Annotated in this window: 12 protein-coding genes; 4 read left to right on the top strand and 8 right to left on the bottom strand. The window is 66.8% G+C overall.

The genetic code is table 11. The annotated features are described in order from the left end of the window. The first annotated feature begins 98 nt into the window (after positions 1–98). Positions 99–797: an SOS response-associated peptidase family protein gene (locus tag ACZ0AJ_RS10865; protein ID WP_499454459.1), complete on the top strand. Its 699-nt coding sequence runs from the start codon at positions 99–101 to the stop codon at positions 795–797. On the opposite strand, the gene gudD is transcribed toward ACZ0AJ_RS10865, so the two are convergent. From gudD to ACZ0AJ_RS10835, 6 genes are all read right to left on the bottom strand, one after another. Next, a complete protein-coding gene (gene gudD, locus ACZ0AJ_RS10860; RefSeq protein ID WP_499454458.1) occupies positions 798–2138 on the bottom strand; it encodes a glucarate dehydratase in 1341 nt (446 codons plus the stop codon). A 39-nt stretch (positions 2139–2177) separates the two neighbouring features. After that, a complete protein-coding gene (locus ACZ0AJ_RS10855) occupies positions 2178–3146 on the bottom strand; it encodes a Bug family tripartite tricarboxylate transporter substrate binding protein (RefSeq protein ID WP_499454456.1) in 969 nt (322 codons plus the stop codon). 30 nt (positions 3147–3176) lie between these two features. Further along, positions 3177–4250 (bottom strand): porin, encoded by a 1074-nt coding sequence (locus ACZ0AJ_RS10850; protein WP_229424639.1) that lies wholly within the window; start codon positions 4248–4250, stop codon positions 3177–3179. Positions 4251–4405: 155 nt separating this feature from the next. Then, positions 4406–5290 carry a LysR substrate-binding domain-containing protein gene (locus ACZ0AJ_RS10845; protein WP_499454455.1) on the bottom strand — a complete coding sequence of 295 codons (885 nt, stop codon included), beginning with the start codon at positions 5288–5290 and terminating at the stop codon, positions 4406–4408. 64 nt (positions 5291–5354) lie between these two features. After that, entirely contained in the window at positions 5355–6455 is a 1101-nt protein-coding gene (gene alr, locus ACZ0AJ_RS10840; RefSeq protein WP_499454454.1) for an alanine racemase, read from the bottom strand. Between the two features lie 4 nt (positions 6456–6459). Beyond that, the gene (locus ACZ0AJ_RS10835) at positions 6460–7752 is read right to left on the bottom strand and encodes a D-amino acid dehydrogenase (RefSeq protein WP_499454452.1); all 1293 of its coding nucleotides are present in this window, start codon (positions 7750–7752) and stop codon (positions 6460–6462) included. Between the two features lie 113 nt (positions 7753–7865). Here ACZ0AJ_RS10835 and ACZ0AJ_RS10830 point away from each other — a divergent pair, with 113 nt between their 5' ends. The 3 genes from ACZ0AJ_RS10830 to ACZ0AJ_RS10820 all read left to right on the top strand — a co-directional run bounded on the left by ACZ0AJ_RS10830 (position 7866) and on the right by ACZ0AJ_RS10820 (position 10030). Then, positions 7866–8351 (top strand): Lrp/AsnC ligand binding domain-containing protein, encoded by a 486-nt coding sequence (locus ACZ0AJ_RS10830; protein WP_258834656.1) that lies wholly within the window; start codon positions 7866–7868, stop codon positions 8349–8351. Between the two features lie 73 nt (positions 8352–8424). Continuing rightward, the gene (locus tag ACZ0AJ_RS10825; protein ID WP_499454451.1) at positions 8425–9486 is read left to right on the top strand and encodes an NAD(P)H-dependent flavin oxidoreductase; all 1062 of its coding nucleotides are present in this window, start codon (positions 8425–8427) and stop codon (positions 9484–9486) included. A gap of 1 nt (position 9487) precedes the next feature. Beyond that, positions 9488–10030, top strand: coding sequence for a flavin reductase family protein (locus tag ACZ0AJ_RS10820; protein ID WP_499454450.1), 543 nt, complete (start codon positions 9488–9490; stop codon positions 10028–10030). Here ACZ0AJ_RS10820 and ACZ0AJ_RS10815 read toward each other — a convergent pair. Both ACZ0AJ_RS10815 and ACZ0AJ_RS10810 read right to left on the bottom strand, forming a co-directional pair. Continuing rightward, positions 10009–10470 carry a hypothetical protein gene (locus ACZ0AJ_RS10815; protein ID WP_499454448.1) on the bottom strand — a complete coding sequence of 154 codons (462 nt, stop codon included), beginning with the start codon at positions 10468–10470 and terminating at the stop codon, positions 10009–10011. The genes ACZ0AJ_RS10820 and ACZ0AJ_RS10815 overlap by 22 nt on opposite strands. 36 nt (positions 10471–10506) lie before the next feature. After that, complete coding sequence (locus tag ACZ0AJ_RS10810) at positions 10507–11340, bottom strand: universal stress protein (RefSeq protein WP_499454447.1); 834 nt, start codon at positions 11338–11340, stop codon at positions 10507–10509. Between the last annotated feature and the right edge of the window lie 83 nt (positions 11341–11423).

The raw sequence follows: 11423 nt of genomic DNA, 5'->3' as shown, positions 1-11423 counted from the left end.
GTGGGTAGAATGCTAAAAAAAGGACGCTGGTATTTTACACTTGTACCGCTGAGCAGTGACGCATCATTACCGATAAGAAATATTTTTGGAGTGCAGCCATGTGCGTGAATTACCATCCTCCGACGCCCGAGATGTTCAACGGCCGCATTGGCGCGTTCAGCCAGTTGCCGCGCGACTGGCAGTGGCCCGAAGAAACGTGGAAGGATTACGATGCGCCGATCCTGTGCGCCGCGCCCGGGCTGGCGCCGCAGGCGCGCGTGGCGAGCTATGGCATGGTCCCGCGCCGCCACATCCCGCCTGACGTAAAACCGTTCGATACGATGAACGCGCGCGCCGAATCGCTCGTCGCGCGACGTTCGTTCGCGTCGGCCTGGCGCCGCCTGCAACTGTGCGCGGTGCCGATGCTGTGGTTTTACGAGCCGTGCTACGAAAGCGGCCGCGCCGAACGCACGGCGATCGGCATGCGCGACAAATCGTTGTTCTGGGTGGCCGGGCTGTGGCGCGAATGGCAGGAAGCCGACGGCAGCATGACCAGTGCCTTCACCCAGATCACGATCAACGCCGACACGCACCCCTTGATGCGCCGCATGCACCGGCCGGGCGACGAAAAGCGCTCGCTGGTGCTGCTGGGCGACGACGAGGTGCGCGACTGGCTGGGTAGCCGCGACCTCGACGTGGCGCACAGCTTCCTGCGACATTTCCCGGCCGAGGCGATGACGGCGTGGCCGGCGCCGCTGGCGCCCAGGCGCGCAGCGCCGACCGCGGCGCCGGTGCCTGTCAATGGTGAGCTGTTCTGATCAACGCAGCAAGCAAGGGCGCTTGTTGTCGAACTTCCAGTCGCGGATCAGGTACTGCATCGCCACCGCATCGTCACGTGCGCCCAGGCCGAGATTCTTGTAGGCCTGGTGCGCTGCTTCGAGCTTGTCGGCATCCAGTTCGATACCCAGGCCCGGGCGCGCCGGCACCTGCACCATGCCGCCTTCGATGCGCAGCGGCTCCCTGGTCAGGTGCTGGCCATCCTGCCAGATCCAGTGAGTGTCGATGGCCGTGACGCGCCCCGGCGCGGCGGCGCCCACGTGCGTGAACATCGCCAGTGAGATGTCGAAATGGTTGTTCGAGTGCGAGCCCCAGGTCAGGCCGAACATCTCGCACAACTGGGCCACCCGCACCGAGCCCTGCATGGTCCAGAAGTGCGGGTCGGCCAGCGGGATGTCGACCGACTGCAGCTGGATCGCATGGGCCATCTGGCGCCAGTCGGTCGCGATCATGTTGGTGGCCGTGCGCAGGCCCGTGGCGCGGCGAAACTCGGCCATCACTTCCCGGCCCGAGTACCCGTTCTCGGCGCCGCACGGGTCTTCGGCATAGGCCAGGATGTCGTGCTTGTCGCGGCACACGCGGATGGCGTCGGCCAGCAGCCAGCCGCCATTCGGGTCGAGCGTCACACGCGCCTGCGGGAAGCGCTCGTGCAGGGCGACGATCGCCTCCATCTCTTCGTCGGCCCCCAGCACGCCGCCCTTGAGCTTGAAGTCATTGAAGCCGTAGCGCTCACGCGCCGCTTCGGCCAGGCGCACGATCGCTTCCGGCGTGAGCGCCTGCTCGTTGCGCAGGCGCAGCCAGGGGTCAAACGCATCGGCTTCGCTGCGGTAGCCCAGCGGCGTCTTGCCGCTGTCGCCCACGTAGAACAGGTAGCCCAGCATCTCGACCGCCGTGCGCTGCTGGCCTTCACCCAGCAGCGCCGCCACCGGCACGCCCATGAACTGGCCGAGCAGGTCGAGCATCGACGATTCGACGGCCGTGACGGCGTGAATGGTCGTGCGCAGGTCGAACGTCTGCAGGCCGCGGCCGCCCAGGTCGCGGTCGGCGAACGCGCTGCGCATCGCGTTCAGCACCTTGTTGTAGTCGCCCAGCGTGGCGCCGATGACGAACGGGCCGGCATCCTCGATGGTCTGGCGGATCTTTTCGCCGCCTGGAACTTCGCCCAGGCCGGTATTGCCGGCGCTGTCGGTCAGGATCACGATATTGCGGGTGAACCAGGGGCCGTGCGCGCCGCTCAGGTTCAGGAGCATGCTGTCCTGGCCCGCAACGGGGACGACGCGCAGGCTGGTGATGACGGGGGCGTTTGCCGAAGTATTGGACATGATGGGCTGCTTGAAAATAAATGTTGAACGAATCTGGCGTCAGTCCAGCGTGATCTTGCCGTTGATGATCACCTCGCGCCAGCGGGCCAGCTCCTGCGCCTGGAACTTGGCGAATTGCTCGGGCGTCGAGGCCACGACCTCGAAACCCTGTTCGGTCAGTTTGGCGGCAATCTGCGGATCGTGCAGCGCGCCCGTAATCGTCGCGTGCAGCGTGGCCTTGACGTCCTTCGGCAAGCCCTTGGGCGCCGCAATGCCCTGCCACGAATAGACGTCGACTTCCTTGACGCCGGCTTCGCCCAGCGTCGGCACGTTTGGCAGCACCGCCGAGCGCTTGCTGCCCGTGACTGCCAGGGCCTTGAGTTTACCGGCCTTGATGTGGCTGAGCACGACGTTGATGTTCTGGAAGGACGCGTTGGCGTGGCCGCCCAGCAGGTCGGTGATCGCCGGTGCGCCGCCCTTGTAGGGCACGTGCAGGCCCGAGGTGCCCGTCTTTTGCCAGAACAGCGCCGTCGTCAGGTGGTCGGAACTGCCGGCACCGGACGTGGCGAACGTGATCTTGTCCGGATTTTTCTTCAGGTAGGCGACGAAGTCCGCGACCGTGGTGGCCGGCACGGTCGCATTCGTCACCAGCACGTTCGGGGCCTGCACGGCCACGGTCAGCAGGTCGAAGTCCTTTGATGGATCGTAGGGCAGCGTCTTTTGCAGCAGCGGGTTGACCGAATACACGCCAATAGAGGCGACCATCAGCGTGTAGCCATCGGGCGCCGCGCGCTTGACGTAGCCGCCGCCCAGCGCGCCCGTGGCGCCCGGACGGTTGTCGACCACCCATGGCTGGCCCAGTTTGGCGCTGACCTTCGGACCGATGGCGCGGGCGATGGCGTCAGTGGAGCCGCCGGCCGGGAACGGCACGACGACATTGATTGCCTTGTCAGGAAAACCGGCTGCCTGCACGCTGCTGGCGATTGCCAGTGTCATGAGCAGGGATGAAACCTTGGTACGGATCGTCATTGTGTCTCCTCGTTGTTATGGTGTCAGGACTCAGAAGCTGTGGCGCACGCCCAGGTTGTACGCGGTGTCGCCGCTGCCCGATTCGGTATTGTTCGCCACCGTGTAGCCGGCGCCGTTGCGGTTGTCGACATGGCCGTAGGCGGCGTAAAGGCCGGTGCGCTTGGACAGCGCGTACAGGTAGCCGATGCCCCAGGCATTGGCATCCTGATTGAAACGGGTGCGGTCATCCTTGTGCAGGACCGACGCCAGCAGCGTGCCGCCCATGACCGGCGCCGAGATGCCGAGCAGGTAGCTGCGTCCGTCCGTTGACGGCGTTGGCCGTACGCCGCCGTACGGGTTGTTGGCGTTGATCAGGGGCGCGGCGTTGTCGCCCTTGTCGCTGCTGATCCCCGAGTGGAGCTTGATCCAGCCGGCGTTGTACGACGCCGCGAGCAGGATGTTGCGGCCGATCGACCGGTCCACTGCAGGTGTTGCGCCGTTGGCGGCGACATCGGTGTTCTTGTTGTTGTAGACGAGGCGCACGGCCAGCGGGCCGGCCGCGTAGCCAATCGCGCCGCCGAACTGGCGCCCTGCGGCGGAGCGGCTTTGCTCGCCCACGCTGTAGGCCAGCTCGCCGTCGAAGCCGTTCTTCTTTGGCGTGGCGTAGGTGATCGTATTGCTGGTGCGGATATTGGTGCCGTTGTGGGGGAACAGGCTCTTGGCGCTGCCCGCATAGCCGGTGTTGAACGGGTCGACGATCGAGACCATCGCCGTGTGATACGGCGTGTACTGGCGCCCGAGGGCCACCGAGCCGAACCTGGTGCGCAAGCCGACGTAGGCCTGGCGATTGAAGATGGTCCCGGCGGCGTCGATTTCTCCGGTGTCGATCTTGGTGCCGCCTTCGAGCGTGAAGAAGGCGGCCATGCCGTCGCCCAGTTCTTCCACGCCGCGCAGGCCGAAGCGCGAGGCGGCGGCGGCGCCACTGGTGACCTTGGTGACGCGGCCGGCGGTACCGCCATCCTCGACGACGATGGCGGCGTCCACCAGACCGTAGAACGCGACCGACGTTTGGGCATGGGCCGTGCCGGCGCCCAGTAACAGGACAAGCGCTGCTGCTGTTTTCAAGACTGTCTCCTTTGTTATGTGGTCGGACCTTATGTGATCCGTACGCAGCCTTCAGCGGTCGCTCGCTGGGGCTGGGTCCATCATAGAGCGGAGATCAATGCCGAATCAATCCAAAGGCTGTCGCCACCAATACAGGAATTGAATCAATGCTACCGTCAGGCGGGATGGAACGATGCCAGTACCTGCTGCTTGAGCAGTGCCAGCACGGGATTGTCATTGTCGCGCCGGTAGGTGGCCACCAGGTGCACCGGGTCGGTGGCCACCTTGCGCAGGACGATGCCTTCGAACTTCAGCCGGGCCGCGCCTTCCGCGATCAGCGCCGCGCCCATGCCGGCACCGACCAGGGCCAGCATCGTGTGGACTTGGCCGATGTGCTCGACGATGTCGGGCACCACGCCAGCCCTGGCGAACCGTTCGCTCAGCATCTGGTAGAACGGCCGCGCCTCGTAGGGCGAGTACATGACGAACGGCTTGCCGTGAAAGCAGGCCAGCGTCGGGGCCTCGGGCCACAGGTGGGCGTCGCTTTCCTGGATCGCCAGCATCAGCGATTCGGTCACCATCAGGATGCTTTCCAGTTCGCTGTTGATGGTGTGGGGACGCATCAGGCCAAGGTCGATTTCACCGGCGTTCAGTGCTTCGACCTGCGCCGTGCTGACCAGCTCCTTGAGATTGAGGGCGACCTGGGGACAGGCCTGGCGGATGCCTCGTACGACCGCCGGCAACAGGCTATAGCCCGATGCGGCGCTGAAGCCGATCGTCAGCGAACCCTGTTCGCCGCTGGCGGTGCGGCGCGCCTTGACCGCCGCTTCCTGCGCCAGGCGCAGGATCCGGGTTGCTTCGGGCAGGAAGGCCGCGCCGTCAGCGGTCAGCGTGACGGAGCGGCTGGTGCGCTCGAGCAGGGCCACGCCCACGCTGTGTTCGAGCAGCCGGATCTGGCGGCTCAGGGGCGGCTGCGTCATGTTCAGGCGCTCGGCCGCGCGGCTGAAGTGCAGCTCCTCGGCGACCGCGACGAAGCAGCGCAGCTGGCTGATTTCAAACAAGGGTTACCTCTTCACCAGAATACGGCGGGTCGCCAGGCGAATAGTGTAACCCGTGAAGGATGGATCAAGCCCCGGCGTAGTGGCGGTGGAAACGGCTGCCCAGGCGCGTGAGTACCTCGTACCCGATCGTGCCGGCCTGCGCCGCCACATCGTCCACCGTCTGCTGCGCGCACAGCAGGTCGACGCTCTGGCCGGGTTGAATGCGCTCGTCCGGCACGCCGGTCACGTCCAGCGTGATGCTGTCCATCGACACGGTGCCGACGAACGGCACGGCCACGCCATCCACATACGCATACGAGCGGCCGCTCAATGTGCGCAGCCAGCCGTCAGCGTAGCCGATGGCAATCGTGGCGATGCGGCGCGGGCCGGGCGCCACGTAGCGCGCGCCGTAGCCGACGATGTCGCCCGCGTCGATGCTGCGCAACTGCACCACGCGCGCAGCGAGCGACACCGCCTGCGCCAGCGGATTGACGCCACCTGGCTGCGGGTGGATGCCGTACAGCGCCGCGCCCGGGCGCAGCAGGTCATGGTGAAAGGCCGGCCCGAGGAACACGCCCGACGAATTGGCCAGGCTGCCCGGCACGCCGGGAAACAGCGCGCGCACAGCGTCGAAACGCTGGCGCTGGTGCAGATTGATCGGATGCAGGGGTTCGTCGGCGCAGGCCAGGTGGCTCATGACCAGTTGCGGGCGCAGGCCGTCCAGCCAGGCGGGGTCCTGGCGCAGGCGCTCGACGTCCGCATGCGCCAGGCCCATACGGGCCATGCCCGTGTCGAACTGCAGCGCGGCCGGCAGCATGCGGCCGGTTTCCCGCGCCAGCGCGCGCCACTCGTCGAGCTGGCCCGGATCGTTCAGCACCGGCACCAGGTCGTGCGCCAGGCAATCGCGCGCCGCGCCGGGCATCGCGCCGTGCATCACATAGATGGTGGTCCCGGCCGGCAGGAGCGTGCGCAGGCGAATGCCTTCATCCAGGTGCGCCGTGAAGAACGTGCGGCAGCCTTCGGCCACCAGCGCGGCAGCCACCGGCGCCATGCCCAGGCCATACGCATCGGCCTTGAGTACGGCGCCGCATTCGACGCCACCGAGCGCGCGCAGATGGCGGTAGTTGGCCCGCACCGCGTGCAGGTCGACGGTGAGATACGCGCCAGCGCGCGTTGCGGAAGGCATTGCCTCAGTTCCGCGCCAGTTCGGCGTCAGGCGAAACGTCGCGCGCGCCGGCATAGCGGAACACGGCCAGGTCGTCGGCGCGGATCGCCGGCGTCTTGCCGCCGATCAGGTCGGCGATGACCGTCGCCGAACCGGCCGCCATGGTCCAGCCCAGCGTGCCGTGGCCCGTGTTCAAGAACAGGTTGCGCAGTGGCGTGGGGCCGACGATCGGCGTGCTGTCCGGCGTCATCGGCCGCAGGCCGGTCCAGAAGCTGGCCTGGGCCGTGTCGCCGGCGCCGGGGAACAGGTCGTTGACGACCAGTTCGAGCGTTTCGCGGCGGCGCGGATTGAGCTCCAGATTGAAGCCTGACAGCTCGGCCATGCCGCCCACGCGAATCCGGTCGTCAAAGCGCGTCACGGCGATCTTGTAGGTTTCGTCGAGGATCGTCGAGACAGGCGCGCGCGCGGCGTCGACGATCGGCACGGTCAGCGAATAGCCCTTCATCGGATACACGGGAACCGGGAACCAGCGTTGCAACAGGGCGCGCGTATGGCTGCCCGTGGCCAGCACATAGCGGTCGGCCGTCAATACGCCCTTGTCGGTGACGATGCCGGCGATCTCGCCGCCGGCTTGTTCCAGGCGTCGCACGGTGGTGTCGAATTCGAAGCGCACACCCAGGTCGCGCGCCATCGCGGTCAGACGGGTGGTAAACAGCTGGCAGTCGCCCGTTTCATCGTTCGGCAGGCGCAGGCCGCCCACCAGCTTGTGGGCGACGTTGGCCAGCGCCGGTTCGGCCGCGGCCAGCTGCGCGCCTTGCAGCACTTCGTACGCCACGCCGGCGTCGCGCAGCACGTTGATGTCCTTGGCGGCGCTGTCGAACTGCTGCTGCGTGCGGAACAGCTGCACGGTGCCTTGCTGGCGGCCTTCGTAGGCGATGCCGGTGTCGCGCCGCAGTTGGCGCATGCAATCGCGGCTGTATTCGGCCAGGCGCACCATGCGCTCCTTGTTGACGGCGTAGCGCGCCGGGTCGCAGTTGCGGTACATCTCCCACATCCACTGCAGCTGGAACAGCGTGCCGTCGGGCTTGATCGACAGCGGCGCGTGGCGCTGGAACAGCCACTTGGCCGCTTTCAGCGGAATGCCGGGCGCGGCCCACGGCGAAGCGTAGCCGGGCGAGATCTGGCCGGCATTGGCGAAACTGGTTTCGAGGGCGGGACCGGGCTGGCGGTCGATCACGGTGACTTCATGCCCGGCCAGGGCCAGGTAATACGCGGTGGTGACGCCGACCACGCCACTGCCCAATACGATGACACGCATAATTTCCTCGAAAAGAATCAGGATTTGGTAAAGCTTGCCATCGTACCGCCAGAAGGCTGATAATTGTTTCTGTTAATACGGCAGTTTTCAGAAAAAAATTACGGAGTTTCTCCATGCGCGTGCAAAAGGCCTCGAACCGCATCCTCGACCGCATCGACCTGCACATCCTGTCGGTGCTGCAGCAGGATGCGCGGATCGTCATGAAAGACTTGGCCGAGCAGGTCGGGCTGTCGCTGACACCCTGCATCGAGCGCGTCAAGCGCATGGAGCGCGACGGCGTGATCATGGGCTACTACGCGCGCGTCAATCCGCAGGCGCTGGGCATGCAGATCCTGGTATTCGTCGAGATCAACCTGCACCAGAAATCGGACAAGGCCTTTGAGCGCTTCCGGCGCGCGATGCTGGCCATTCCCGAGGTGCTCGAATGCCACCTGGTGTCGGGCGACTTCGATTACCTGATCAAGGCGCGTATCCCCGAGATGTCCGAGTACCGGCGCCTGCTGGGCGACATCCTGCACGTGGCCGATGCCGGCCAGTCGAAGAGCTATGTGGTGATGGAAGAACTGAAGGAAACGCTGGCGCTGTCGATTCCGCGCTAGCGCAGGGCAGCAGGCGACGCACCGGGTGACGCTCTATACTGGTGGACCAATCTCAACCGCCCATGGAGTGCCCGTGAACACCCTGACTTCGCTGCTCGGCATCCGCCATCCGATCATCCAGGCGCCGATGGCCGGTTTCGGCACACCGCAGCTGGCAGCGGCCGTCACCGATGCCGGCGGTCTGGGCTCGCTCGCGCTGGGCGCCGGCACGGCGGCCCAGGCCGAAGGCGCGATCACGGCGCTGCAGGCGCTGACGGGCGGCCCGTTCAACGTCAACCTGTTTACGCATGCGCCGGCGCAGCTTGACGCCGCGCGCGAGGCGCGCTGGCTCGATCATCTTGCGCCGCACTTCGCGCGCACGGGCCAGGCGCCACCGGCGACGCTGCGTGAAATCTACCGCAGCTTCCTGGCCGACCCCGACATGCTCGAGGTGCTGGTGCGCACGCGCCCGGCCGTGGTCAGCTTTCATTTCGGCTTGCCGACCGCGCAGCAGATCGACGCGCTGCACGGCGCCGGCTGCGTGCTGATGGCCACCGCCACCAACCCGTTTGAAGCGCGTGCCATCGAGGCAGCCGGCATCGACATCGTCGTCGCGCAAGGCTACGAGGCAGGCGGGCATCGGGGCATCTTCGATCCATCGGTGCCCGACCCGGCGCTCGGGACGTTCGCGCTGGTGCGCCTGCTGACAAAGGCGGTGCGGATTCCGGTGGTCGCGGCCGGTGGCATCATGGACGGGCAGGGGATTGCGGCCAGCCTGCATCTGGGCGCGGGTGGCGTGCAGATGGGGACGGCGTTCCTGGCGTGCCCGGAAGCGCAGACGTCAACGCATTACCGCGCGCTGTTGACGCAACCGGAGCTTGGCACGGCCGTCACCGCGACGATTTCCGGGCGGCCGGCGCGCGGCATCATCAACCACTTTGTCAACGAGATCGACACGCCCGGGCATCCGCCGGTGCCCGATTATCCGATCGCCTACGACGCTGCCAAGGCGCTGCATGCGGCCGCCAGCAGCATGGGGCTCGACGACTATTCGGTCAACTGGGCCGGGCAGGCATATGCGCTTGCGCGGCCGATGCCGGCGGCGCAGCTCGTGGCGCTGCTGGTCGAAGAAATGCGCACTGCGCACGAAGCCTGAGATGGCGCGCAAACCCGACCTGCCGCTGCACGAGGTGCGCCGTTTCCTGGAGCCGGGGCCGGTGGTGCTGGTCACGTCCGCCCACGCGGGCGAGTGCGACGTGATGGTGATGGGCTGGCACACGATCATGGAATTTAGCCCTTCCCTGATCGGCTGCGTGATCTCGTCCGCCAACCACAGTCACGGCCTGATCCGCGCCAGCGGCGAATGCGTGATCAACCTGCCGACCAGCAGCCAGCTCGAGGCAGTGCTGGGCGTGGGCTCGACGTCCGGTGTCGACACCGACAAGTTCGCCGCGTTCGGCCTGACGCCGGAGGCCAGCGAACTGGTGGCGGCGCCGTCCATTCGCGAATGCCATGCCCAGTTCGAGTGCCGGTTGCATGACGACAGCCTGGTCGGACGCTACGACTTTTTTATCTGGGAAGTGGTGGCGGCGCGCGCAGCGGCGCGGCCGCGGCATCCGGAAACGCTGCATTACAAGGGCGATGGCACGTTCATGGTGGCGGGCAAGGTGATCCGGCGTCAGCGCGACGGCTTGAAGTAGTCGCGTCGCTTCAATGCACCTGCGAGGTGGGTGCTTTGGTGGCCCGGGGGCAGGCGTGGCGTGGTGACCAGCGCGAGGTCGGTGCAGATGCGATGCAACGACAGCAGATCGAGCAGCGCCGCGACGAGCTGCCGGCCGAGCGCAGTATCGCCATCTTCGACCAGCGGCAACGCACGGTGCAGCGCCGCCAGGATGATGGCGTTGTCAGCCAGATGATCGTGCCGGCGCTCGTAGTCGAGTAATTCCATCACCGTTTCTTCGTGCCGGAATCCCGCTTCGACGAGCGCGACCAGGGCGGGAAATTCGCGCGCGAAGCTGGCGTCCGGTGTGCCGGCCGGATCGAGCGTGCCCGCCAGGCGCGCGCATAGGCGCCGCCGGGCGTGACGCATGGCAGCGCCGACGGCGCCTGTACCGCCGCCAGGGAAATGCCGAAAGCTCATTGGGCGCTCCACGATCAAGGGGCGATCATCGGGCGATCAGTGCGCAATCAGCAGCGGCACCGGCGCGCTGCCGAGCAGGTCGCGCGTGACCCCGCCCAGGAACCATTCTCGGTAGCGGCTGTGGCCGAAGGCACCGGCGACCATCAGGTCTGCGTGGCGGTGGCGCGCCAACGCCGTCAGTGCATCGCTCTCGCGTGTCCGGGTATGCTCGACAACGACATTGACCTTCACGCCGTGACGCGCCAGGTACAGCGCCATATCCGCACCCGGCTCTTCGCCGTGCAGTTCGGACTGGCGTTCGGGGTTGATCAGTGCGAGCGTGACGCTGCGGGCCTGCGCGAGCAGGGGCAGGGCAGCGCTGATGGCGCGCTGGGCCGGCATCGAGCCATCCCACCCAACCAGCACGTTGCCGGCGATTGGCGCGCCTTCGTAGCCGGCTGGCACCACCAGGACCGGGCGTGTGCCGCCCAGCGCCAGGGTCTGCGGCAGGCCGTGTTCGGCGCCGAAACGATCGTGCGGGTCTGGCTGACTGACGACGATCAGGTCGGCATAGCGCGACTGCAGCAGCAGGCCGTCGTGCGTGCTGCCCTCGAACAGGCGCGCTTCGGCGCCGACGATGTCGAGACGCTGCGCCTGCTCGAGAAACCCGTTGAGCCGGGTGCGGACGTCGTCGCGCAGCGCCTCGAATCCACGATCGGACAGCGGTGCCGCCATGCCGCCATTGAGCACCGCGTAATTGGGCAGGGAGATGCCGGTGGCGCCAGCGCCGACGAGGTGGGCACCGTGCGCGTCGGCCAGCATGGCCGCCGCGCGCAACCGGCTGGTCTGTTTTGCAGTGCCGTCGATGTGCACGAGGATGGTCTTGAACATGGTGGACTCCGTTCGTATGCGCGTGCAACGATGCACGACACGAAAAGCATACGCCCGGCGCGCGCCCATGTCAGGCGCGCGTT

Source organism: Telluria sp. AC161 (assembly GCF_979258535.1).
Note: the sequence above shows the minus strand (reverse complement) of the source record. Positions and strands in the feature narration are given on the sequence as shown.

Excerpts from the sequence above, each read along its gene's own strand:
- ACZ0AJ_RS10865 (WP_499454459.1), top strand. The coding sequence starts at position 99 with ATGTGCGTGAATTACCATCCTCCGACGCCCGAGATGTTCAACGGCCGC.
- gudD (WP_499454458.1), bottom strand. The coding sequence starts at position 2,138 with ATGTCCAATACTTCGGCAAACGCCCCCGTCATCACCAGCCTGCGCGTC.
- ACZ0AJ_RS10855 (WP_499454456.1), bottom strand. The coding sequence starts at position 3,146 with ATGACGATCCGTACCAAGGTTTCATCCCTGCTCATGACACTGGCAATC.
- alr (WP_499454454.1), bottom strand. The coding sequence starts at position 6,455 with ATGCCTTCCGCAACGCGCGCTGGCGCGTATCTCACCGTCGACCTGCAC.
- ACZ0AJ_RS10835 (WP_499454452.1), bottom strand. The coding sequence starts at position 7,752 with ATGCGTGTCATCGTATTGGGCAGTGGCGTGGTCGGCGTCACCACCGCG.
- ACZ0AJ_RS10830 (WP_258834656.1), top strand. The coding sequence starts at position 7,866 with ATGCGCGTGCAAAAGGCCTCGAACCGCATCCTCGACCGCATCGACCTG.
- ACZ0AJ_RS10820 (WP_499454450.1), top strand. The coding sequence starts at position 9,488 with ATGGCGCGCAAACCCGACCTGCCGCTGCACGAGGTGCGCCGTTTCCTG.
- ACZ0AJ_RS10815 (WP_499454448.1), bottom strand. The coding sequence starts at position 10,470 with ATGAGCTTTCGGCATTTCCCTGGCGGCGGTACAGGCGCCGTCGGCGCT.
- ACZ0AJ_RS10810 (WP_499454447.1), bottom strand. The coding sequence starts at position 11,340 with ATGTTCAAGACCATCCTCGTGCACATCGACGGCACTGCAAAACAGACC.